This is a genomic window from Streptomyces olivochromogenes, assembly GCF_021538895.1.
Lineage (GTDB): Bacteria > Actinomycetota > Actinomycetes > Streptomycetales > Streptomycetaceae > Streptomyces > Streptomyces olivochromogenes_A.
Genome location: NZ_JADDRL010000094.1, coordinates 1 through 23151, shown reverse-complemented (window position 1 = coordinate 23151; position 23151 = coordinate 1). Strand labels below are relative to the sequence as shown.

The window sequence follows — 23151 nt, the reverse complement described above, 5'->3', positions numbered from 1 at the left end:
GACGACCGAAACGGGTCGGGCACCGGGACCTTCAGGTGGTCTCAACGGGGCCTCCGTTGCGGTGAGTTGGCAGCAAACGGGGGGAGACACCGCGTCATGACATCGGGAACGCGGGTGCGCGCGACGGGCCGCGTCGTGACCGTTTTGTACGCCAATGGTTCGCCAAGAGGCCAACTGTGTACGTCACTTCTGGGCACGGTGTGCGCAGGTGGGCGGATGCTGAGAGGTGGACGGGCCTGCCGGGGCGCGGCTCCTGGTGATTAGGCTGGTACCGGGCGCGATGCCAGAGACCCGTGGAACGGGCGTCGGCGGCCCGGGGGGAGAGCCGGTGGGTCGATTGCTCGGACTGCTTGGACTGCCTCGAACGACTACGGACGACTGAGAACGACACGAACTGGTCGCCCCGGCACGGCTTGAGGGGGCTCGACCACACCAGGAGGAACTGTGAGCAGCGATCGGGACGGGATCCGCGGGGGCTGGGCCACACCCGGCGATGACCAGCCCGACGCGGAGTCCGCCATCGAGACGACCGGCGAGTTCACCATCGACTACGCCCCGCCCGCCTGGTACACGCAGAACGCGTCCGGCGGTTCGGGAGCGTCGGGGGGCTCCGACCAAGGGGCGGGCGCGAGCGGGGCGTCGGGACCGGCGTCCGGTACATCGACTCCGCCTGCCGGCGCGGCTCCTTCGCCCGCCGGTACGTCTCCTTCCGCGTTCCCGGGACCGGGGGTTTCTCCGTTCTCTCCGGGTGCTCCCATTCCGGGCCTGACGCCTCCTCCGCACGCGACGCGGGCGGCCGGGGGCCCGGGGGCTCCGATTCCTGGCACTCCGGCTCCGGGGGCTCCGTTCACGCCGCCTCCGCCCGCGCCGACGCCCGGTGCGCCCTTCACGCCGCCGGCTCCTACGGCCCCCGCGCCGGGGGCGCCTTTCACGCCGCCCGCGCCTCCGGCCGCGGGGCCTGGTGCTCCGTTCGCTCCTCCCGCTCCCCCGGCTGCCGGTCCCGGGGCGCCGTTCACTCCCCCTGCCCCTCAGGCTGCGGGCCCTGGCGCTCCGTTCACGCCGCCCGCGCCGCCGAGCGGGAGCCCCGTCGCGGTGCCAAAGCTGCCGGTGGGGAGCGGGTTCGAACCGCAGGGACCGACGGCGGAGCCCGCGGCGGCCGAGTCCGGTGATACCGCGTCGCCCGCGGCCGTGCCGAACATGCCGATGGGCGGGGCCCAGTCGCCGTGGGCCGCGTCGGCTCCGGCCGCTCCGGCGACCCCGCCGGCTGCCGCCCCCGCTCCGTCCGTGCCTGAGCCCGAGTTCGGGAGCGGGGACCTGGAGAGCGGGGCGACCATGCGGTTCTCCGCGGCCGCCCTGAAGCGGGAGATCGCCGAGGTCGCCGAGCGCACGGCTGCCGCCGAGGGCGAGGCCGCCGGGGCTCCGACTGCCACGAACGCGGCTGCCACGGATGCGGCTGAGGAGAGCGACGGAGCCGATGTGATCGAGCTCCGTAGTGTTTCCACGGCTGTTGACGACACGGATGACGACGACAGCGCCGCCGCCGATGCGAAGGGGGCGGACGAGGTGAGCGAGCTTGAGGACGCCGCTGAGCTGTCGGTGAGTGATGAGGACGCCGAGTCCGGGGAGACGGGGGCGGAGGCCGAGGAGGTCGCGTCGGAGAGCGCGGCGTCGAGCGACGACGCCGGGGACGCGGACGGCGAGCCTTCGGAGGCTGTGCGGGCGGACGCCGTGGTGGTGGACGCCGAATCCGACTCCAGCTATGGCTCCGACACTGTGGAGGCGGAAGCGGAGGCGGAGGCGGAGGCCACGTTCGAGTCCGCCGAGATCGAGCCGGTGGATGGACCGTCGCCCCAGGACGACTCCGTTCGGGTGAACGCCGAGGCTGCGGCTGACGCGGACGCCGAGGACGAGGACGAGGACGAGGTGACGGCGCAGGCCGAGGAGGCCCCCGCGGCCGAGGCCCTGGCGGACGCCACGCACCAGGACGCCGCCCCTGCCGACGTGAAGCCCGAGGACGCGGAGCCCTCCGACGCCGTACCGCAGGACAGCGTGCCCCAGGACGCCGTGCCGGCCGCGCCTGCCGAACCGCAGGACGCGCCGCCCGCCTGGGCGCCCCCGCCGGCGCCGCAGGGCGGGCTGCCGCCGCTGCCGCCGTCGTACCGGCCCGCGGCGCCCGCTCCGGCGGCCCAGTGGCCGGTGCAGCCCGCGCCGCAGGCGCCGGCCCCGATGCCCGCCCAGCCGGAGCCGATGGCCGCACAGGGCCCCGGTGCCGTGCCGGGCCAGCAGCAGCCGTTCCACCCCCAGGCACCGCAACCCGCGCCCGCCGCCTGGAACCAGCCCGGCCAGCCGTACGCCCCGGGCGCCCCGACGGCCCCGCAGCCTCCGGCCCCGCAGGCACCGCCCGCGCCCAACGCGCAGGGCGCCTACGGTTTCCCGCAGCCCGGCGCCCCGGCCCCGGCACCGCAGGGCACTCAGCCCCCGGCACCGCAGCCGACCGACGCCGCCGCTCCCATGCCCAACGCGCAGGGCAGCTACGGCTTCCCGCAGCCCGGCGCTCCGGCTCCCCAGGGCGCGCAGCCTCCGGCTCCCCACACCCCCGGCGCCCAGCCGCCGGTCGGTGCGCCCGCGCCCGCCCCCAACGCGCCCGCCGGTTACGGCTTCCCGCAACCCGGGGCTCCCACGCCGCCGGTGCCGGGTGGTTACGGCTTCCCCCAGGCCGGTGCCGGGGCCCAGGCCGCGCCCGGAGTTCAGGCTCCGCAGGGGCCGGCCGCTCCCCCGGCGCCCGAAGGGGCCCAAGGGCCCGGGCAGCCCGCCGGGTACGGCTTCCCGCAGCCCGGGGCCGCCGCGGGTGCACCCGGTGTGCCCAACCCCCCTGCTCAGCCCGGCGGTTACGGGTTCCCGCAGCCGCCCGCCCAGCAGGGACAGCCGGGGCACCCCGGTCAGCCGCAGCAGGTCCAGCAGCCCGCCCCGGCGCCGCAGGACCCGCAGGGTCCGCACGCGGCCCAGCCTCCGCACGACCCGCAGGCACCGCAGGCACCCCAGGCGCCGCAGCAGCCCGTCGACCCCCGTCTCGGGGCCGCCTGGCCGCAGCCCATACAGCACGACCAGCGGCAGCCCACCAACCCGGGTGCGGCGCCGCTCGGTTACACCGCGGCCGTGGAGTTGTCCTCGGACCGGCTGCTGAACAACAAGAAGCAGAAGGCGAAGAGCGGACGCCCCGCGGCGGCGCCGAGCCGGTTCAAGATCGGCGGCAAGAAGGAGGAGGCCGAGCGGCAGCGCAAGCTCGACCTGATCCGGACGCCGGTGCTGTCCTGCTACCGGATAGCGGTCATCAGCCTCAAGGGCGGTGTCGGCAAGACCACCACGACCACCGCGCTCGGCTCGACCCTCGCCAGCGAGCGGCAGGACAAGATCCTGGCCATCGACGCCAACCCCGACGCGGGCACGCTCGGGCGCCGCGTGCGCCGGGAGACCGGGGCCACCATCCGTGACCTCGTCCAGGCGATCCCGTACCTCAACTCGTACATGGACATCCGGCGGTTCACCTCCCAGGCGCCCTCCGGGCTGGAGATCATCGCCAACGACGTCGACCCGGCCGTGTCCACGACGTTCAACGACGAGGACTACCGGCGCGCGATCGACGTGCTGGGCAGGCAGTACCCGGTCATCCTCACCGACTCCGGTACCGGTCTGCTGTACAGCGCCATGCGCGGTGTGCTCGACCTCGCCGACCAGCTGATCATCATCTCGACGCCGTCCGTGGACGGTGCGAGCAGCGCCAGTACGACGCTGGACTGGCTGTCCGCGCACGGGTACGCCGACCTGGTCTCCCGGTCGATCACCGTCATCAGCGGGGTGCGCGAGACCGGCAAGACGATCAAGGTCGAGGACATCGTGTCCCACTTCGAGACCCGGTGCCGGGGCGTCGTGGTGGTGCCCTTCGACGAGCACCTCGCCGCCGGTGCCGAGGTCGACCTCGACATGATGCGGCCCAAGGTGCGCGAGGCGTACTTCAACCTCGCGGCGATGGTCGCCGAGGACTTCGTACGCCACCAGCAGGCGCACGGTCTGTGGACCAACGACGGCAACCCGCCGCCGGTGGCCGCGCCGCCCATGCCCGGCCAGCCCTTCCCCGGCCAGCCGCCGGCCCAGGGCCAGATGCCGGTCCAAGGCCAGCCGTACCCGCAGGCTCCGGGCCAGCCGTACCCGCAGGCCCCGGACCAGCAGTACCCGCAGCAGCCGGGACAGCCGTATGCCCAGCAGCCGGGACAGCCTTACCCGCCGCAGCAGCCCGGTCAGCCCTATCCGCAACAGCCGGGCCAGCCCTACCAGCAGGCACCCCAGGCTCCGCAAGCCCCCCAGGCTCCCCAGGCCCCGGGCCAGCCGTATCCGCCCCAGCAAGCGCAGCCGCAGCAGGGGCAGCCGTACCCGCCGCAGCCCGGCTACCCCCAGCCCGGCCAGCCGCAGGCACAGAACCCGCAGGCGCAGCCCCCGCAGGCTCCGCCGCAGCAGTAGGGCGCAGGAATGACGAAGGGCGGCCGGTGCCTCACAGCACCGGCCGCCCTTCGGCGTCCTGGGGGGCGTCGTCGCGCCTAGTCCTCCGCCGCGATCAGCTCCCGGCAGCGCTTCACGTCCTCGGCCATCTGCTCCAGCAGGGCCTCCAGCGTCTCGAACTTCGCCTGTCCGCGCACGTACGCCAGGAAGTCGACGGCGACGTGCAGGCCGTACAGGTCGAGGCCGACGCGGTCGATGGCGTACGCCTCCACCGTGCGCTCGGTGCCGTCGAACTGCGGGTTCGTGCCGACGGAGATCGCGGCCGGCATCGCCTCGCCCTCGACGTGCAGATAGCCGGCGTACACGCCGTCGGCCGGGATCGCGGTGTGCGGGAGCGTCTCGACGTTGGCCGTCGGGAAGCCCAGTTCGCGGCCGCGCTGGGCGCCGCGGACGACCACGCCCTCCACGCGGTGCGGGCGGCCCAGGATCTCGCGGGTGCCCTCGACGTCGCCCGCGGCGACCAGGCGCCGGGTGAGGGTCGAGGAGAAGGGCTCGCCGCCGCCCGCCGCGCCGGACACGTACAGGTCGACGACCTCAACCTCGAAGTCGTACACCTCGCCCTGCTCGGCGAGGAACTCCACGGTGCCCGCGGCCTTGTGGCCGAAGCGGAAGTTCGGGCCCTCGACGACCGCCTTGGCGTGCAGCTTGTCGACCAGCACCTTGACCACGAAGTCGGCCGGCGACAGCTTCGAGAACTCCGTGGTGAACGGCAGGATGAGCACCGCGTCCACGCCCAGCTCCGCCATCAGCTCGGCGCGGCGGTGGTGCGCGGCGAGCAGGGGCGGGTGGCTGCCGGGGCGCACGACCTCGCTGGGGTGCGGGTCGAAGGTCACCACGACGGAGGGGATGCCCAGCTCGCGGGCGCGGTCCACAGCATGCTTGATGATCAGCTGGTGGCCGCGGTGGACTCCGTCGTAGGAGCCGATGGTGACGACGCTGCGCCCCCAGTCCTGGGGGATGTCCTCCAAGCCACGCCAGCGCTGCACTGTGACCGCTCCTCGAACCCGTGTCCGTATGTACCGATGCCTGTTACGCAGATCTAAGGGTGCCATGCCAAGTGCCTCGGGCCGTCATCGGCATCGGGGCTGTGACAGGGCGCACGTCTTCAGGCGGGCACGCGTACCCCCGCGAGGTTCCCCAGCATCCGGCGGGTGCTGGGACCCACCACCGCGGCCCACTCGTCCGGTGTGTCGGTGAGCCAGCGGGCCATCAGCGCGGCGAAGCCGGGGACGTGCCGGCCCAGGTCGACCAGGCCGCGGTCGAAGCGGGTCGCGCCGTCCGGGGTGCGCACGAGCAGGAGGCCGGTGCGGTGGACGAGGTCGCGGACGTCGCTGTCGCCGCGATAGGCGGCCGCGTGCAGCAGGGCGTCCAGGACGGCGGGCGCACGCTCGTGGGCGAGCAGGAACTCCAGGAGCTCGCGGCGCAGGGGTCTGGAGGCCGGGGCGCCCGGGGCGGCCAGGACGACCGCGAGGGCGGCGCGCACCCGCTCGGGGCCGCCGTCCAGCAGGCCGGTGACCAGGGGCAGGAGTACGGCGCGGGCGGCGGGGCCGTGGTCGAGGCGCCGGTCGACGTACTCGGCCACCTGCCCGGCGGGCTCCGGCCGCAGCTCCGCGGCCTCGCGGACCAGCGCGGCGACCCGGCGGGCCAGCGCGGGTGTGGTGACGTCGGCGAGTGTGCGCAGCGTGTCGCCCACGTCGGGCCCGGCGCTCAGACGGGTCCGGAAGGCGTCGAGGACCGGGTCGGGGTGGGTGGCCAGGGCCGGGGCGAGCGCGCTCGGCGGGAGCTGCGGGTCGCCGGAGGCGAACCGGCGCAGGGCCTGGGGCAGGTGGCGGGCGCGGGTCTGCGGGTCCTGGACGAGGAGGGCGAGCGCGCCCCCGTGCAGGCTGCAGTCGGCGGGGCGGGAGAGCAGGGCGAGGGCGGCATAGCGCAGCAGCTCGCGGTCCGCCTCGGTACGGACGTGCGGCGCGGCGCGCAGCCCGTACGCCACCGCCGCCACGCGCCGGGCGGGCCGCTCGTCGTGTGCCCACCGGTCGACCGCCCGGCAGACGGCCGACGGCTCGTCCTCGGCGAGCACGGCGAGCAGTTCGTCGGCTCTGCGGTGCCCACAGCCCACGAGCACCTCGGTGAGGTCGTCCAGGGCCCGGTGCCGGTGTGTGTGCAGCAGGGCCTGCGCGGCCGTGGCCACCGTCGCGTGCGGCGTCGCGGGCAACGGCCGTTCGTCGTCGAACCAGCTGATCAGCAGCGGTTGTACGACCCCGGGCTCGGCGGCGAGCAGCCGGGCCACGGCGTCGAGGTACCGGGTGGTGTGAGGGTCCGCCGCACAGGCGCCGGCTTCGAGGGCATCGGCCCCGCAAGGCCCGTCGCCGTCGGCAACGTCGACGTCCCCGTGAGGCACACCGCCGATCCCTTGGAGGGAAACCTCCCGGAATCCACGGCCCTGCTCCTCGCCCGCGCCCTCGCGGTCGGGGCCCGCCTCTCCCCCCTCCGGCAGCGCCTCGTCCGCCAGGACCAGGCGGCGCAGGAGGTCGAGGCGGTCGGGGGCGGGCAGGGGCAGGTCGGCCCAGAAGGAGGGGCCGAACTCGGCGGGTACGGGGCGCTGTTGGCGACGCCAGGCGACGATGCGGTCGGCCAGGAGGTGCAGGACGCCGGTGTACGGGGTCGCGTCGGGGACGCGCAGGAGCGCCTGGGCGAGCAGGCGGGCGGCCCACCAGGAGGTCGTGTCGGCGTCGACGGCGTGGGTCAGTTCCTCCAGTCTGCGGGCGAGTTGGCGGGTGCCGTGCTGGCGGGCGAGCAGGAGCAGCGCCTGGACGACGGGGCCGACGCGATGGTGCGGGACGGGCACGGGGTGGGCGGCCTGCGTGGTGCGCCGGCGGTGGACCAGGGCGTGCAGGGCCTCGTCCAGGTCGAGGTGCATGCCCTCGATCCAGTCGGCGAGTTCCTCGTGGGCGAAGCGGTAGCCGCTGCCGGCCGGGACCAGGAGACCCTCGGTGAGGACGGCGGACGCCCAGCCGGAGCCGCCGCGGATCCGGGCCACGGCCGGTCCCCAGGGGAACACCGCCTCGAAGGCCTCCCGGTCCAGCTCGCCCTGCCCGGGACCCAGGCTGCGCCGGGCCGCCTCGTGAACCTGTCCGGAGACGCGGGCCGCGAGCCGGCGTACGGCCGTGCCGCGCAGCCCGTTCTCGGCGGCGAGCCGGACCGCGACGCGCAGGCACATCAGGTCGAGGTAGGCGGAGAGGACGTCGTGGCGGTCGAGGCCGGTGAGGGCCGGGGCGTCGGGCAGGGCGGCGCGGACCTCCGAGAGGAGGCGGATGGTGAGGGGGTGGCGGGCGTCCCGGTCGGTGAGCGCGTCGTCGGGGACGGAGTAGCGGGAGCGGGCGCGCCGGGCCTCGTCGGGGGTGAGGTCGGTCAGGCGCACGCAGGGCGGCAGGGTGTGCGCGGCAGCGGCGGCGGGCGTGTGCAGCAGCTCCCGCGGGAACTGCGCCCCGGCGCCTTCCCAGTACTCCTCCCGGCAGGCGACCACCAGGCGCGCCCCGGTCTCGCGCAGCCAGGCCGCGGTGCCCGCCGTCCACTCGCTCAGCCGGTGGGCGAGGACGGGTGGCATCTCCTCGGGCCCGTCGAGGAGGAGGAGCAGGGGGCGGCCGGACCGTCCGGCGAGGCGGGCGAGGCGTTCCGGGCCGATGTCGCCGAGGTCGGCGGGCGGACGGGACTGCGACGCCGCGACGATACGGGCCGCCCGTTCCAGGGCGCGGCACGCCGCGTCGGCGACCGAGCCGTCGGTGTCGTTCAGGTCGGCGCCGCGCAGCCACAGCGTGGGGGCCGGTGCGGTACCGCGGCTGCGGCGGGCGACGAGGGACGCGAGTTCCGTCGTACGACCGCTGCCGGGGGCGCCGACGAGGCCGAGCACGGTGGCGTCGCCCTCGGTGAAGGAGGTCAACTCCCGCACCGCGTCGGCGCGTTCGATGGGTTCCACCGGTCCGAGGCCACCGGCGCCGACCCGGCCGACATATCCGGCGAGCGCGCCCGGCGGGCCGTCCTGGCCCACCGAAGTGGCCGTCAGTTCCAGGACGCCGGCCGGGTTGAGGTCGGCGCCGTAGGCGGGCACGGTGGCCGCGTTGCGGGCGAGCAGGTCGGCGAGGGGGCCGGCGAGCGCGCCGACGGCGGGACTCAGGGGTACCGCGAAGCCGACGTCCTGGTGGTCGGACCGCAGCGCGGTGCCGAGGACGCCGACCACGGCGCCGGTCTCCGCGTCGAGCACCGGTCCCCCGGCCGCCCCGCCGCCCAGCCGCAGCGCGTCCCGGCCGTCCGTGCCGATGGCCAGCTCCAGCGCGTCGCCGAGGGGGTGGAAGCGGTCCGTTGCCGTGTACGTCACCCGGGTGGCGCCGAGGACCCGGGCCTCGCGCCAGCGGCCCGCGGCGATCCGCACGTACGTGCCGCTGTCGACGCGGTCCCGCACGGTGACGGGAAGCGGTTCGACGCCGAGGCCCTCGGTGCGGACGAGGGCGAGGTCCAGGGCGGGCAGCGGGGTGATGGCGTCGGCGGCCACCACGCAGGTCCGCTCGCCAGCGGTGTGCAGGACCAGCCGGGGCAGGCCGTCGACGGCCTCGTGGCTGGTGATCACCGTGCCGTGGTGGTCCGCCACGAAGCCGACGCCGCGCGGGCGGCCGGCCAGGTCGCGGATCCGCACCAGGGCCTCGTCCGGCGCATGGTCCGTTCGATTCGCGCCGTCGACGGGACTCGTCCCGCTCGGACGGTCCGCCGCCCGGCGCCCGCCCCCCGTCCGCGGGCCCCGCACCGCCATGGTCGAACCTCCCCGCCCGTACCTCCCGTGCCCTGCCTTCAGACGGTAGGCGCGGAATGATCAGCGGGACAGATCAGGCGACGAAAGCGCCCCCTTCCGCTCCCCTGGTTCACTCCGAGCGCCTGCCCAGTCGGGTGAATAGGCGGGGGCGGCTGGATACACCCTAGGGGTGGGGGAACCGAGGGGGGACCGTGGAGCGGCGGGCAGTGGAAACACCCCGTGGTTCGCCGCTCCACGGGCGAAGGCGTCAGCCGAAGACGGCCAGGCTCTTCGCCTTGCCCTTGTGTTCCTCCACGAGCGCGAGGAAGCGGCCCTCGGGATCGAAGACGGCGACGGGGCCGGTGCCCGCGTACTGGTCGGGCATGTCCAGGCGCACGCCGTTGGTGAGCAACTTGGCGCGCCTGGTGTCCACGTCCCAGCGCGGGAACGCGGCCGCGGCCGCCTCCGCGATCGGCATCACGCTCAGCTCCTGCTGGAGCTGGTCGAGGGTGCGCGCCGAGTCGAGCTTGTACGGCCCGACGCGCGTGCGGCGCAGCGCGGTGAGGTGGCCGCCGACGCCCAGATCGGCGCCCAGGTCCCGGGCCAGGGCCCGGATGTAGGTGCCGGAGGAGCAGACCACCGAGACGACCAGGTCGAGCACCGGGGTGCCGTCCTCGGCGACCGCGTCCCGGACGTCGTGCACCGCGAAGGACGAGACGGTGACGGGCCGCGCGGGGATCTCGAAGTCCTCGCCCTCGCGCGCCCGCTTGTACGACCGCACTCCGTCGATCTTGATGGCGCTGACCTTGGACGGCACCTGCATGATGTCGCCGGTCAGCTTGGCGATGCCGGCGTCGACCGCGTCGCGGGCGATCCCGGACGCGTCGGTGGAGGAGGTGATGTCCCCCTCGGCGTCGTCCGTGACCGTGTTCTGCCCGAGGCGGATGGTCCCCAGGTACTCCTTCTCGGTCAGCGCGAGGTGTCCGAGAAGCTTCGTCGCCTTCTCGACACCGAGGACGAGCACGCCCGTCGCCATGGGGTCGAGGGTGCCGGCGTGCCCGACCCGGCGGGTCCGGGCGATGCCGCGCATCTTGGCGACGACGTCGTGCGAAGTGAAGCCCGACGGCTTGTCGACGATGACAAGGCCGTCGGGCGGGGTGGGCTTGCTGGTCATTCGGCGGCGTCGTCCGTCTCGTCGGAGTCCTCGTCCGCACCCGGCTTCTTGTACGGGTCGGCGTCACCGGCGTACACGGCACCCGCGGACACCTCGCGGACCTTGGCGTCGGACTGGCGCGCCTTGTCGAGGAGGTCCTCGATGGTCCGGGCGGTGTCCGGGAGGGCGTCCGCGACGAAGGTGAGGGTCGGCGTGAACTTCACACCGGCCGCGCGGCCGACCTCGGAGCGCAGGATGCCCTTGGCGCTCTCCAGTCCGGCGGCGGCGGCCTGCCGCTCCTCGTCGTCGCCGTACACCGTGTAGAAGACGGTCGCCTCCCGCAGGTCCCCGGTGACCCGGGTGTCCGTGATGGTGACGTGTGAGCCGAGCCGCGGGTCCTTGATCCCGCGCTGCAGCTTCTGGGCCACCACCTCTCGGATGAGGTCCGCCAGCCTTTTCGCCCGCGCGTTGTCGGCCACTGGTCCGTCTCCCGTTCTTTCTTCTTCTACGTTCTGCGTTCTAGTCGTCGTCGCCGTGGAGGCGCCGTCGGACGGACAGCAGCTCCACCTCGGGGCGGCCGGCGACCAGCCGTTCGCACCGGTCGAGTATGTCGGTGAGATGCCCCGCGTCGCCCGAGACCACCGCCAGGCCGATGCCGGCCCTGCGATGAAGGTCCATGTGGTCGACCTCGGCCGCGCTGACCGCGTACTTCCGCTGGAGTTCGGCGACGATCGGGCGGACGACGGAGCGCTTCTCCTTCAGCGACCGCACGTCGCCGAGGAGGAGGTCGAAGGACAGAGTCCCCACGTACATGTGTGTATCCGGTTAACCCGCCGGTACGGGATCGATGGCCCTGCCATCGGAATCGGCAGGGACATCAAGAACGGTACCGCGAACCCGCTGGGGGCTCGACGGAGTTTCCGCTCGGCAAACGGCGCGCTGGCCGACGGAACCGAAGTCCCGTCGGCCAGCGCGAACCGGAGGCTGTTACACCCGCGGCTTCTCCCGCATCTCGTACGTCGCGATGACGTCGTCCACCTTGATGTCGTTGAAGTTTCCGAGGTTGATACCACCCTCGTAGCCTTCGCGGATCTCGGTGACGTCGTCCTTGAAGCGGCGCAGGCCCTCGATGTTGAGGTTCTCCGCGATGACCTTGCCGTCGCGGACGAGGCGGGCCTTCGTGTTGCGCTTGACCTCGCCCGAGCGGATGAGGACACCGGCGATGTTGCCCAGCTTGGACGACTTGAAGACCTCGCGGATCTCCGCCGTACCGAGCTCGACCTCTTCGTACTCCGGCTTGAGCATGCCCTTGAGGGCCGCCTCGATCTCCTCGATCGCCTGGTAGATGACCGAGTAGTACCGGACGTCCACGCCCTCGCGCTCGGCCATCTGCGCCGCGCGGCCGGCCGCGCGGACGTTGAAGCCGATCACGATGGCGTCGGAGCCCATCGCCAGGTCGATGTCGGACTCCGTGACCGCACCGACGCCGCGGTGCAGGACGCGGATGTCGACCTCTTCGCCGACGTCCAGCTGGAGCAGGGAGGACTCCAGGGCCTCGACCGAACCAGAAGCGTCACCCTTGATGATCAGGTTCAGCTGCTGGACCTCGCCGGCCTTCAGCACCTTGTCCAGGTCCTCCAGCGACACGCGGCGCGTGCGCTTGGCGAACGCGGCGTTGCGCTCACGGGCGGCACGCTTCTCGGCGATCTGACGGGCCGTACGGTCCTCGTCGACCACCAGGAAGTTGTCGCCCGCACCCGGGACGTTGGTCAGGCCCAGGACCTGGACCGGCGTCGACGGGCCCGCCTCGGCGACGTTGTTGCCGTTGTCGTCGAGCATGGCGCGGACTCGGCCGTAGGCGTCGCCCACGACCATCGTGTCGCCGACCCGCAGCGTTCCTCGCTGGACGAGGACCGTCGCCACGGCACCACGGCCGCGGTCGAGACGGGACTCGATCGAGATGCCCTGCGCGTCCTGGTGCGGGTTGGCCCGCAGGTCGAGCGAGGCGTCCGCGGTGAGGACGACGGCCTCCAGGAGGCTGTCGATGTGCAGACCCTGCTTGGCGGAGATGTCGACGAACATCGTGTCGCCGCCGTACTCCTCGGCCACCAGGCCGTACTCGGTCAGCTGACCGCGCACCTTGGTCGGGTCGGCGCCCTCGACGTCGATCTTGTTGACCGCGACGACGATCGGCACGTCGGCCGCCTTCGCGTGGTTGAGCGCCTCGACCGTCTGCGGCATGACGCCGTCGTTGGCCGCGACGACCAGGATCGCGATGTCGGTCGACTTCGCACCACGGGCACGCATGGCGGTGAACGCCTCGTGACCCGGGGTGTCGATGAAGGTGATCTTGCGCTCTTCGTCGTTGACCTCGGTCGAGACCTGGTAGGCACCGATGTGCTGGGTGATGCCGCCGGCCTCGCCCGCGATGACGTTCGTCTTGCGGATGGCGTCGAGCAGTCGGGTCTTACCGTGGTCGACGTGACCCATGACGGTGACGACCGGCGGACGGACCACCAGGTCCTCCTCGTCGCCCTCGTCCTCGCCGAACTCGATGTCGAAGGACTCGAGCAGCTCGCGGTCCTCCTCCTCGGGGCTGACGATCTGAACCTCGTAGTTCATCTCGCCGGCGAGGAGCTGCAGGGTCTCGTCGGAGACGGACTGCGTCGCGGTGACCATCTCGCCGAGGTTCATCATGACCGCGACGAGCGACGCCGGGTTGGCGTTGATCTTCTCCGCGAAGTCGGTGAGCGACGCACCGCGGGAGAGACGGATGGTCTCGCCACCGCCGCGCGGCAGCATCACGCCGCCGACGCTCGGGGCCTGCATGGCCTCGTACTCCTGGCGCCTCTGCCGCTTCGACTTGCGACCGCGACGCGCGGGGCCACCGGGACGACCGAAGGCGCCCTGTGTGCCACCGCGGCCACCGGGACCGCCGGGGCGGCCACCGAAGCCGGGACGGCCACCGCCGCCGGCGCCACCGGGACCACCGGGGCGACCGGCGAAGCCGCCACCGCCGCCGGCGCCACCGGGACCACCGGGGCGACCGGCGAAGCCGCCACCGCCACCGCCACCGGGACGACCGGCGAAGCCGCCGCCGCCCGGACGACCGCCACCGCCACCGCCACCGGGACGACCGCCACCGCCACCGGGACCACGGCCGCCGGGGCCACCGCCACCGGGACGCGGGCCGGCAGCCGGACGCTGCGGCATCATGCCGGGGTTCGGACGCGGACCCGCGGAACCGCCGCCGGGACGCGGACCGCCCTGCGGACGGGGCATGCCGGACGGGCTCGGACGGGCACCGCCGGGAGCCTGGGGACGGGGACCGCCACCCTGGCCGCCGGGAGCCTGCGGACGCGGGCCGGCACCGGGAGCTCCGGGGCCACCGGGACGCGGGCCGCCCTGCGGACGGGGCGCCTGCGGGCGCGCCATGCCGGTGGAGCCACCGGACGTGAAGGGGTTGTTACCCGGACGCGGACCGGCCGGACGGGCGCCCGGACGCGGGGCCTGGCCACCGGGACGGGGCGCACCCTGACCCGGACGGCCACCCTGACGCTGGTCGCGGTCGGCACCTGCCGGACGGCCACCGGGCTTGGGAGCACCCGGACGGGCACCCGGACGCGGGGCCTGGGCGGCCGGCGCCTGCGGGGGCGCGGCGGCGGCCGGCGGAGCGGTGAACTCCGGGACGGCCGGTGCCGGACGCGGCGCGGGCTTCGGACCCGGACGCGGGCCCGGGGCCGGCGACGAGGCCGCCGGAGCGGCGGGGGTCACCGGAGCCGGAGCCGGAGCCACCGGCTGCGGGGCCGTCGGAGGCTTGGGGGCGGCCGGCTTCGGTGCAGCCGGACGCGCCGCCTGCACCGGAGAGGGCGCGGCGGGCTTGGGGGCAGCCTTACGGGGGGCGGGCTTCGCGGACTTGCCGCTGCCGCCCTCGAAGGCGTCAGTCAGTTTGCGTACTACGGGCGCCTCAATCGTGGAGGACGCCGAACGGACGAATTCACCGAGTTCCTGGAGCTTGGCCATGACGACCTTGCTCTCAACCCCGAACTCCTTGGCGAGTTCGTATACCCGGACCTTAGCCACTTCGCTCCTTTTAGGTCCGGGTGCGTCCGGACCGTTGCTACTTCATGGGCGTACTCATCGCGTGCTCATCGAGTGCTCATCGCAATCTCGACCTACTTCCAACTCGCGGGGTACCAGAGCCGCGCGGACGTTCCGTGCGACGCTTCTTACGGTGTTGCCTGCTCGGCAACTGTCGTCTGCTCGACGTACTGGCGCAACGCCTTTGTGTCGAGCGCTCCGGGGGCGCGCAGCGCCCTCGTGAACGCCCGGCGGCGTACCGCCTGGTCGAGACAGACCAAGACAGGGTGCACATAGGCACCCCGGCCGGGCAGCGTACCGCGAAGATCGGGGACGCAGGCGTCCTCGATCGCCACGATGCGCAGCAGCTGTGTCTTGGCCGACCGCTCCCGGCACCCCACACAGGTGCGTTCAGGGCATGCTCGGGCGTCGATCCGGCCAGACACAGCTAAGTCTACCTCCCCGCGGGGACCTCACCCTTTTGGGTAAGGACTCGAACAGTTGCCGCGTTGTAACTGACGAGATCTGAGCCACTACAGGCTGAGATCTATTCCTCCGACTGCTCGGTGTCGGGACGGATGTCGATGCGCCATCCGGTGAGCCGGGCCGCGAGCCGGGCGTTCTGCCCTTCCTTGCCGATCGCCAGCGACAGCTGGTAGTCGGGCACGGTCACCCGGGCGGACCGGGAGGCCATGTCCACGACCTCCACCTTGGAGACCCGGGCGGGCGACAGCGCGTTCGCCACCATCTCGGCCGGGTCGTCCGACCAGTCGACGATGTCGATCTTCTCGCCGTTGAGCTCGCCCATCACGTTGCGCACCCGGCCGCCCATGGGGCCGATGCAGGCACCCTTGGCGTTCAGGCCCGATCGGGTGGATCGGACGGCGATCTTGGTGCGGTGACCGGCCTCGCGGGCGATGGCGGCGATCTCGACGGAACCGTCGGCGATCTCCGGCACCTCCAGGGCGAACAGCTTCTTCACCAGATTGGGGTGCGTGCGCGAAAGAGTGACGGAGGGACCGCGGACGCCCTTCGCCACCCGGACGACGTACGAGCGCAGGCGCATGCCGTGCTGGTAGGACTCCCCCGGCACCTGCTCCTGCACCGGCAGGATGGCCTCCAGCTTGCCGATGTCGACGAGCACGTTCTTGGGGTCGCGGCCCTGCTGGACCACACCGGTGACGATGTCGCCCTCACGGCCGGCGTACTCGCCGAGCGTCGCGTCGTCCTCGGCGTCGCGCAGCCGCTGCAGGATCACCTGCTTGGCGGTGGTGGCGGCGATACGGCCGAAGCCGGACGGGGTGTCGTCGAACTCCCGGGGCTCCTGGCCCTCTTCGAGGTCCTCGGGGTCCTCCTTCGCCCACACGGTCACATGTCCGGTCTCCCGGTTGAGCTCCACGCGCGCGTGCCGGCGGCTTCCCTCGGTGCGGTGATAGGCGATGAGGAGGGCCGACTCGATCGCCTCGACCAGCAGGTCGAAGGAGATCTCCTTCTCCCGTACCAAGCCCCGCAGGGCGCTCATGTCGATGTCCACGGCTACGCCTCCTCTTCCTTCTTGTTGTCCTTGCGGCTGAATTCGACCTGGACGCGCGCCCGGGCGATGTCCGGGAAGGCGAGTCTGCGTGAGGTGGCCTTGCGGCCCTTGACCCCGGGGACCTCCACGTCGAGACCCTCGTCGTCGACGTCCAGGATCCGGGCGACCAGTTCGTCGCCCTCGGCCAGCTGGAACTTGACCAGCCGGTCGACGGCGCGCACATAGTGCCGGTGCTCCGTCAGGAGGCGCTCCGCGCCCGGGGTGCCGACCTCCAGGTCGTACGCGCCCTCGCCCATCGCGTTCGTCTCGTCGAGCTTCGCCGAGAGCGCGCGGCTCACATCGGCGATCTGGTCCAGGTCCGCACCGGAGTCGGAGTCGACGACGACGCGCAGCACCCGCTTGCGTCCGACGGAGTCCACGGCGATCTCTTCGAGATCGAGGCCCTGTGAGGTGACGAGCGGTTCCAGAAGTTCTCGCAGCCTCTCGCTCTGGGTGGTGCTCATCCGGGTGACTCCTCGGCCGCGTGTGCTGTTGTGGGATGGGTCGCGTGTCTGGTCAAAGGGTATCCGGTCGCGGGGAGTGTTGCCGTCCACCTGTGCATGGGCGGTGCCGGTGAGTGGTGCAGGGCTGCCGCGCGGGTACCGTGATCACGGGCGCGCCCGCCCCTTTCTTCGTACGAGTTCCCCGAGGACGTCTGCCGTGCCGTTCCCCTCGCCGTCGCGCACCCCCTCGGGCGTGCGCAGAAGGAGCCTGTTCGCCTCGGCGGCCTCGGCCGCCCTGCTCGCGGGCTGTGCCGCCGAACCCCGTCCCGACGCCGGTCGCAGCGGCCCGTCGGCCGTCGACCGGGCACGCGCGCGTGCGGCCCGGGACAGCCGGGGGCTGCTGGAGCAGTACGACGCGGTGATCGCCGCGCACCCGGCGCTCGCGGAGCGGCTCGCGCCGTTGCGCGCGACGGTCGCGGCGCACGCGGCGGCGTTCGAGGACGGCTCGCCCACCCCGTCGGCCACCTCGCGGACGGCGTCTGCCGCGTCTTCCGGGGCGTCCGCGACGGCCTCCGCGACGGCGTCCGCCTCGCCCGCCGTCCCCACGCGGGAGAAGGACGCCCTCGCCGGCCTCGCGGCGGCCGAGCGCGCCCTCGCCGACCGGCGCGCCAAGGCCCTCCCGGACCTGCCGGGCGAGCCGGCGCGGCTGCTGGCGTCGGTGGCGGCGGCCGGGGCGGCGCACGCGTATCTGCTGACGGAGCGTGGCGCATGAGCGGAACGCGGGAGCGGGAGGGCGCGGCTCTCCGGGTGCGGAAGGAGACCGCCGAATGAGCGACGAGGCCAAGGCAGCCGAACTGAAGGCGCTGCAGGCGGCGCTGGCCGCCGAACACGCGGCCGTGTACGGGTACGGGGTCGTCGGCGGACGGATCAGCCAGGCGCGCCGGGTGGCGGCGCGGTCCGCGTACGACGGGCACCGGGCGCAGCGGGACGCGCTGACCCGCGAGGTCCGCGACCTGGGCGGCACGCCGGTCGCCGCGAGTGCCGGCTACGCGCTGCCGTTCCCGGTGCAGGACGCGGCCGCGGCGGTCCGGCTCGCCGCCGAGCTGGAGAACCGCGTGGCCGGGGTGTACTCCGACCTGGTGCGGGCGGCCATGGGCGCGCGGCGGGTCGCCGCCGCCGCGTCGCTGCGGCAGGCCGCGGTGCTGGCGGCACGCTGGAGCGGGGAGAGCGTAGCCTTCCCTGGTCTGGCCGAGCGGACCGGCGAGGCGGCCGGTGCGACCGGTGCGACGGGCACAGCCCCGGCCTCCGGTACGGCTCCGGCCTCGCCCTCGGCGACACCGACGGCCTGACCCCGTGGCGTGACAGGCGGCGTGAGCGCGGTACGCGACTCCGCGGCACACAAGGCCCGTAACGCCGGAAGGCCCGTACAGCCGGAAGGCCCATACAACCGGCCCGTTCAGCAGGAAGGAAACGACTCGCGCATGGCTTTCGAACCGCCGCAGCGCCTGATCAGGGCACTCGGTGAGACGGCACCCAAGGGTGACGACTGGTTGGAGAAGCTGCCCGAGGCGGTGCGGCAGGCCGTCGCGCTGCGCGAGTTGACCGTGGAGCGGGTGCAGGTGCCGGGCGGGCGCAGCAGCCTGGTCGTGCTGGTGCGGCGGGCCGACGGGACCCCGGCCGTGCTGAAGCTGGCCCCGCCGCGGGCCCGGCCGGAGAGCGAGCGGGCCGCGCTCACGCGCTGGGACGGCCTGGGCGCCGTACAACTGCTGGAGTCCGTCGCCCCGACCGAGGGCGTCCTGCTGCTCGAACGGCTGCACCCGGACGTGTCCGTGCGCTCGTTGCCGGAGGCGAAGGCGCTGCTGGAGGCCGCGGGGACGCTGCGGCGGCTGTGGGTGGAGCCGCCCGCCGACGACACCGCCCACCGCTTCGAGACCGTCGCCGAGCGGACCGGGCGGCAGGCGGCGGCGATGCGGGCCGGCGCCGAGACCGACCCCGAGGCGGCACCGCTGGTGGACGCGGCGCTCGCGGCCCGCGAGGAACTCCTGGCCGCGCCGCCCGAGCACCGGCTGCTGCACGGCACGTTCCGGCAGAGCAAGGTGCTCGCCGGGGAGCGGACGCCCTGGCTGGCGGTGGGTCCGGACCCGGTGGTCGGTGAGTGCGCCTTCGACCTGGCGCGGCTGGTGCGCGACCGGGTGGAGGACCTGATCGCCTCGCCGTCGGGTGCCTCGACCACCCGGCGGCGGGTGAAGCGCCTGGCCGAGTCCCTGGACGTGGACCAGGAACGGCTGCGCGGCTGGACCCTGTTCCGGGCGGTGGAGTCCGGCGTACGGGCCCGCCGCGTCGGCCGCGAACGGGACGCGGAACTGCTGCTGGAGTTCGCGAGCTGGCTCTGAGGCCTGTCCGTCGAACAGGACAGGACAGGACACGAGCCAGGACAGGACGGGCCTGGGCCGGAGTCACGGCCGAGGGCCGTCGCTCGTCAGGACGGCGAAGACCGTTCCCCTCGCGCCGGCGCTGTCTCGCGTCGTGCGGTCGGGGAACGGCCCGGGGTTCACGCCGTCATGAGGGGGTCACGCCGTCAGGCGGGCGATCGCCTCGTCCACGGTCAGCTCCTCGCGCTCACCGGTCTTGCGGTCCTTGAGCTCCAGGACGCCCTCGGCGGAGCGGCGGCCGGCCACCAGGATCTGCGGTACGCCGATGAGCTCGGCGTCGGTGAACTTCACGCCCGGGGAGACGCCGGCCCGGTCGTCGACCAGGACGCGCAGCCCGGCGGCGCGCAGCTTCTCGGAGACGTCGAGGGCCAGTTCGGTCTGGAGGGCCTTGCCCGCGGCGACGACGTGCACATCGGCCGGGGCGACCTCGCGGGGCCACACCAGGCCCTTGTCGTCGGCGGTCTGCTCGGCGAGGGCGGCGACCGCGCGCGAGACGCCGATGCCGTAGGAGCCCATGGTGACGCGGACCGGCTTGCCCTGCTGGCCGAGCACGTCGAGCTTGAGGGCGTCGGCGTACTTGCGGCCCAGCTGGAAGATGTGGCCGATCTCGATGGCGCGGTCCAGCTTCAGGCCGGTGCCGCACTTCGGGCACGGGTCGCCCTCCTGGACCACCACGACGTCGACGTACTGGTCGACCTCGAAGTCACGGCCCGCGACGACGTTCTTCGCGTGCATGCCCTCCTTGTTGGCACCGGTGATCCAGGAGGTGCCGGGGGCCACGCGCGGGTCGGCGATGTACGTGACCTTCTCCAGGCCCTGCGGTCCGACGTAGCCGCGGACCAGGTCGGGGCGGGCGGCGAAGTCGATCTCGGTGACCAGCTCGACGGTGGCCGGGGCGAAGTGCGCCTCGACCTTGTCCATGTCGACCTCGCGGTCGCCGGGCACGCCCACGGCGACGATCTCGCCGTCGACCTTGACGAGGAGGTTCTTCAGGGTGACGGAGGCCGGGACGCCGAGGTGGGCGGCGAGGGTCTCGATGGTCGGGGTGTCCGGGGTCGGGATCTCCTCGGCCGCGGGCACGCCGGCGGCGTCCACCGGCTTCAGCTCGTAGGTGATCGCCTCGGTGTTCGCCGCGAAGTCGCAGTTCGGGCAGTCCGCGAAGGTGTCCTCGCCGGCCTCGGCCGGGGCGAGGAACTCCTCGGACTTGGAGCCGCCCATGGCGCCGGCGGTGGCGGCGCAGATGCGGTAGTCGAGGCCGAGACGCTCGAAGATGCGCTGGTATGCCTCACGGTGCAGGGCGTAGGAGGCGCCGAGGCCCTCGTCGTCCAGGTCGAAGGAGTACGAGTCCTTCATCTGGAACTCGCGGCCGCGCAGGATTCCGGCACGGGGGCGGGCCTCGTCACGGAACTTGGTCTGGATCTGGTAGAGGATCACGGGCAGGTCCTTGTAGGACGTGCACTGGTCCTTGACCAGGAGGGTGAAGATCTCCTCGTGGGTGGGGCCGAGGAGGTAGTCGCCGCCCCTGCGGTCCTTGAGCCGGAACAGCTCCTGGCCGTACTCGTCCCAGCGGCCGGTCGCCTCGTACGGCTCGCGCGGCAGAAGGGCGGGGAGCAGCACCTCCTGGGCGCCGATGGCGTCCATCTCCTCGCGGACGATCCGCTCCACGTTGGAGAAGACCTTCTTGCCGAGGGGCAGCCAGCTCCAGATGCCGGCCGCGGTGCGGCGGACGTAACCGGCGCGGACGAGGAGCTTGTGGCTGAGGACCTCGGCGTCCGCCGGGTCGTCGCGCAACGTCTTGGCCATCAACTGGGACATGCGCTGGACCGGTGCGTTCGCCATGGTTCTCGTACTCCTGCCGGGAAAGGTTGATGGCTAGGAGGTTAGCCGGGCTCGCTGCGCCGGTGGAAATCGGTTAAAGCATGTCCCGGCGGCGGCGCAGCGGGAGCGGGGCGCCCATGACGGCGTACGGCTTGGGGGCGCTGGGGAACAGGACCTGGCGGGCCAGGTCCTGGTAGCCCAGGGAGTGGTACAGGCCGCGGGCGGGGCTGTCGGTGTCGATCGCGGAGAGGATCGAGCGGGGTTCGGACGCGCTGTCGGTGCTGATCGTGATCAGGGCGCGGCCGATGCCGCGGTTCTGGTAGCGCGGGTGGACGTGCAGCTCGGTGATGACGAAGGAGTCGTCGAGCCACTCGTCGTGTCCCTGGGCGCGCAGGTACGGCTCGACGACGGTGGACCACCAGTGGGTGCGGTCGTTGGGCATGCCGTAGACGAATCCGGCCAGGCTGCCGTCGTGGGTGGTGGCGCCGAGGGCGCGGGCGCCCGGGTAGGTCATGTGCCGCAGCACGATCTGGCGGCGCACGGCGACCTCGTCGGCGCCGAGCCCGAAGGCGACGGCCTGCACCGCGAGGGCCTCGTCGACCCGCGCCGACAGGTCGAGGGGGCCGATCACGATGTCGTCGGGTTGGCGGTGGCCATGACCGTGACCGGGAAAGCGCAGCATGCGGGGAGACTACAGGGCTGGCCCAGGGCTCAGAACAGAGCTGCGAGGCGCGGCTGGAACAGCGCGCTCGTCCGCGCCGGCACGGCGGTCGGGAACGGCGCGCTCGTGCGAACCCACCGGGATTCCTAGAACAGCACGCTCATGAAGGCGCCGACCTCGCGGAAGCCGACGCGGTGGTACGTCCTGCGCGCCGCCGTGTTGAAGTCGTTGACGTACAGGCTCACCATCGGGGCGACATCGGCCAGCGCGTAGCGCAGCACCGCCGCCATCGCGGGCGCCGCGAGCCCCCTGCCCCGGTACTCGGGTGCCACCCACACGCCCTGGATCTGGCAGGCCTGGGCCGTCGCCGCGCCGATCTCCGCCTTGAAGACGACCTTGCCGTTCTCGTCGATTCGGGCGAAGGAACGGCCCGAGCCGACGAGTTCGGCGACGCGGGCCTGGTAGAGCAGTCCGCCGTCACCGGCGAGCGGCGAGACGCCCACCTCCTCGGTGAACATCGCCACGCACGCCGGCATGATCGTCTCCATCTCGTCCTTGCGGATGCGACGGACGTAGGGATCCGGGGCGATGTCGGCGGGCATGCGGTCGGTGACCATGAGCGGCTGCTGGGCGCGGACCTCGCGGGCCGGACCCCAGTGCGGTTCCAGTAGGCGCCACAGCACGGAGGTGGGCTCGGCGGGGCCGACGATGGAGGAGCAGCGGCGGCCGGCCCTGCGCGCACGGTCCGCGAAGGCCCGTACGGCTCGGGGGGTGGCGCAGATGGGGACGAGGTTGGCGCCCGCGTAGCACAGGGACGTCAGCATGCCGTCCTCGTACCAGCCCCACATCTCGCCGCCGAGCCGCCACGGGTCGAGGCCCGCGACCTGGATCCGGGACGTCACGAACGCATTCACGACGGGCTCGCGGTCGAGGACCGCGAGCGCCGCGTCCAGGTCGCTCGGTTCGAGCACCCGTGAGGTGGTCTGGGTCAACACGTGCGGGGCCTCACCCTGAGGTTCTGCTGATCTCCGCACTATAGCTGCGCTGCTTTGGCGGTGCGCTTTTGAGCTCGGGGGGCTGTGGTTCGTCGGCGAGTGCCGCTCCGTTGTGGCTTGTCGCGCAGTTCCCCGCGCCCCTTTGGGGCGCGGCCCCACCGGGCGCTACTCAGCCCGCCACCGAGATGGACGGTTCGCCGGAGGCCACGCCCTCCGCCTCCATCTTCTCGGCGAGCTTCATGGCCTCCTCGATGAGGGTCTCCACGATCTTGGACTCGGGGACGGTCTTGATGACCTCGCCCTTGACGAAGATCTGGCCCTTGCCGTTGCCGGAGGCGACGCCGAGGTCGGCCTCGCGGGCCTCGCCGGGGCCGTTCACCACACAGCCCATGACGGCGACGCGGAGCGGGACCTCCATGCCGGTGAGGCCGGCGGTGACCTCCTCGGCCAGCTTGTAGACGTCGACCTGGGCGCGGCCGCAGGACGGGCAGGAGACGATCTCCAGGCCGCGCTGCTTGAGGTTCAGGGACTCCAGGATCTGGTTGCCGACCTTGACCTCCTCGACGGGAGGGGCGGACAGGGACACGCGGATGGTGTCGCCGATGCCCTGGGAGAGGAGCGCGCCGAAGGCGACGGCCGACTTGATCGTGCCCTGGAAGGCCGGG

General features: G+C 73.3%; 17 protein-coding genes and 1 pseudogene. 5 read left to right on the top strand and 13 right to left on the bottom strand.

Annotated features, from left to right (window positions below):
- Positions 1 to 444: 444 nt before the first annotated feature.
- Positions 445 to 573: pseudogene (locus IPZ69_RS47980) on the top strand (SCO5717 family growth-regulating ATPase); the annotation flags it as partial.
- 759 nt (positions 574 to 1332) lie between these two features.
- Positions 1333 to 4515 (top strand): nucleotide-binding protein, encoded by a 3183-nt coding sequence (locus IPZ69_RS34650; protein ID WP_268835430.1) that lies wholly within the window; start codon positions 1333 to 1335, stop codon positions 4513 to 4515.
- A 77-nt stretch (positions 4516 to 4592) separates the two neighbouring features.
- Here the strand turns inward: IPZ69_RS34650 and IPZ69_RS34645 are convergent, their stop codons facing one another.
- The 9 genes from IPZ69_RS34645 to rimP form a co-directional block, all read right to left on the bottom strand.
- A complete protein-coding gene (locus IPZ69_RS34645; RefSeq protein ID WP_235458650.1) occupies positions 4593 to 5540 on the bottom strand; it encodes a bifunctional riboflavin kinase/FAD synthetase in 948 nt (315 codons plus the stop codon).
- 119 nt (positions 5541 to 5659) lie between these two features.
- Positions 5660 to 9352: a trypsin-like peptidase domain-containing protein gene (locus IPZ69_RS34640; protein WP_235458649.1), complete on the bottom strand. Its 3693-nt coding sequence runs from the start codon at positions 9350 to 9352 to the stop codon at positions 5660 to 5662.
- A 247-nt stretch (positions 9353 to 9599) separates the two neighbouring features.
- Entirely contained in the window at positions 9600 to 10505 is a 906-nt protein-coding gene (truB, locus tag IPZ69_RS34635) for a tRNA pseudouridine(55) synthase TruB (RefSeq protein WP_235458648.1), read from the bottom strand.
- On the bottom strand, positions 10502 to 10963 hold the full coding sequence (gene rbfA, locus IPZ69_RS34630) for a 30S ribosome-binding factor RbfA (protein WP_235458647.1): 462 nt from the start codon (positions 10961 to 10963) through the stop codon (positions 10502 to 10504). The genes truB and rbfA overlap by 4 nt, the downstream gene beginning before the upstream one ends.
- A 40-nt stretch (positions 10964 to 11003) precedes the next feature.
- Complete coding sequence (locus tag IPZ69_RS34625) at positions 11004 to 11297, bottom strand: DUF503 domain-containing protein (RefSeq protein WP_235458646.1); 294 nt, start codon at positions 11295 to 11297, stop codon at positions 11004 to 11006.
- 174 nt (positions 11298 to 11471) lie between these two features.
- A complete protein-coding gene (gene infB / locus IPZ69_RS47555; protein WP_235458645.1) occupies positions 11472 to 14567 on the bottom strand; it encodes a translation initiation factor IF-2 in 3096 nt (1031 codons plus the stop codon).
- A 146-nt stretch (positions 14568 to 14713) separates the two neighbouring features.
- Positions 14714 to 15010 (bottom strand): YlxR family protein, encoded by a 297-nt coding sequence (locus tag IPZ69_RS34615; RefSeq protein ID WP_235458644.1) that lies wholly within the window; start codon positions 15008 to 15010, stop codon positions 14714 to 14716.
- 101 nt (positions 15011 to 15111) lie between these two features.
- A complete protein-coding gene (nusA, locus tag IPZ69_RS34610) occupies positions 15112 to 16098 on the bottom strand; it encodes a transcription termination factor NusA (protein WP_235458643.1) in 987 nt (328 codons plus the stop codon).
- Positions 16099 to 16100: 2 nt separating this feature from the next.
- Positions 16101 to 16601, bottom strand: coding sequence for a ribosome maturation factor RimP (gene rimP, locus IPZ69_RS34605; RefSeq protein ID WP_235458642.1), 501 nt, complete (start codon positions 16599 to 16601; stop codon positions 16101 to 16103).
- 196 nt (positions 16602 to 16797) lie between these two features.
- Between rimP and IPZ69_RS34600 the strand changes: the two genes are divergently transcribed.
- The 3 genes from IPZ69_RS34600 to IPZ69_RS34590 all read left to right on the top strand — a co-directional run bounded on the left by IPZ69_RS34600 (position 16798) and on the right by IPZ69_RS34590 (position 18973).
- Positions 16798 to 17352, top strand: coding sequence for a hypothetical protein (locus tag IPZ69_RS34600; RefSeq protein ID WP_235458641.1), 555 nt, complete (start codon positions 16798 to 16800; stop codon positions 17350 to 17352).
- A gap of 55 nt (positions 17353 to 17407) precedes the next feature.
- A complete protein-coding gene (locus IPZ69_RS34595) occupies positions 17408 to 17929 on the top strand; it encodes a ferritin-like domain-containing protein (RefSeq protein WP_235458640.1) in 522 nt (173 codons plus the stop codon).
- A 132-nt stretch (positions 17930 to 18061) separates the two neighbouring features.
- Positions 18062 to 18973 carry an aminoglycoside phosphotransferase family protein gene (locus IPZ69_RS34590; protein WP_235458639.1) on the top strand — a complete coding sequence of 304 codons (912 nt, stop codon included), beginning with the start codon at positions 18062 to 18064 and terminating at the stop codon, positions 18971 to 18973.
- Positions 18974 to 19150: 177 nt separating this feature from the next.
- On the opposite strand, the gene IPZ69_RS34585 is transcribed toward IPZ69_RS34590, so the two are convergent.
- From IPZ69_RS34585 to IPZ69_RS34570, 4 genes are all read right to left on the bottom strand, one after another.
- Positions 19151 to 20851, bottom strand: coding sequence for a proline--tRNA ligase (locus IPZ69_RS34585; RefSeq protein ID WP_235458638.1), 1701 nt, complete (start codon positions 20849 to 20851; stop codon positions 19151 to 19153).
- Between the two features lie 73 nt (positions 20852 to 20924).
- Complete coding sequence (locus IPZ69_RS34580) at positions 20925 to 21512, bottom strand: GNAT family N-acetyltransferase (RefSeq protein WP_235458637.1); 588 nt, start codon at positions 21510 to 21512, stop codon at positions 20925 to 20927.
- Between the two features lie 125 nt (positions 21513 to 21637).
- Entirely contained in the window at positions 21638 to 22486 is an 849-nt protein-coding gene (locus IPZ69_RS34575; protein WP_235458636.1) for a GNAT family N-acetyltransferase, read from the bottom strand.
- A gap of 169 nt (positions 22487 to 22655) precedes the next feature.
- The coding region (locus IPZ69_RS34570) for a flavodoxin-dependent (E)-4-hydroxy-3-methylbut-2-enyl-diphosphate synthase (protein ID WP_235458635.1) at positions 22656 to 23151 on the bottom strand (496 nt) is incomplete at its 5' end.

Bases quoted from the DNA above. Each gene is read 5' to 3' on its own strand.
- IPZ69_RS34650 (WP_268835430.1), top strand. From the start codon at position 1,333: ATGCGGTTCTCCGCGGCCGCCCTGAAGCGGGAGATCGCCGAGGTCGCC.
- IPZ69_RS34640 (WP_235458649.1), bottom strand. From the start codon at position 9,352: ATGGCGGTGCGGGGCCCGCGGACGGGGGGCGGGCGCCGGGCGGCGGAC.
- truB (WP_235458648.1), bottom strand. From the start codon at position 10,505: ATGACCAGCAAGCCCACCCCGCCCGACGGCCTTGTCATCGTCGACAAG.
- IPZ69_RS34625 (WP_235458646.1), bottom strand. From the start codon at position 11,297: ATGTACGTGGGGACTCTGTCCTTCGACCTCCTCCTCGGCGACGTGCGG.
- rimP (WP_235458642.1), bottom strand. From the start codon at position 16,601: ATGAGCACCACCCAGAGCGAGAGGCTGCGAGAACTTCTGGAACCGCTC.
- IPZ69_RS34595 (WP_235458640.1), top strand. From the start codon at position 17,408: ATGAGCGACGAGGCCAAGGCAGCCGAACTGAAGGCGCTGCAGGCGGCG.
- IPZ69_RS34590 (WP_235458639.1), top strand. From the start codon at position 18,062: ATGGCTTTCGAACCGCCGCAGCGCCTGATCAGGGCACTCGGTGAGACG.
- IPZ69_RS34585 (WP_235458638.1), bottom strand. From the start codon at position 20,851: ATGGCGAACGCACCGGTCCAGCGCATGTCCCAGTTGATGGCCAAGACG.
- IPZ69_RS34580 (WP_235458637.1), bottom strand. From the start codon at position 21,512: ATGCTGCGCTTTCCCGGTCACGGTCATGGCCACCGCCAACCCGACGAC.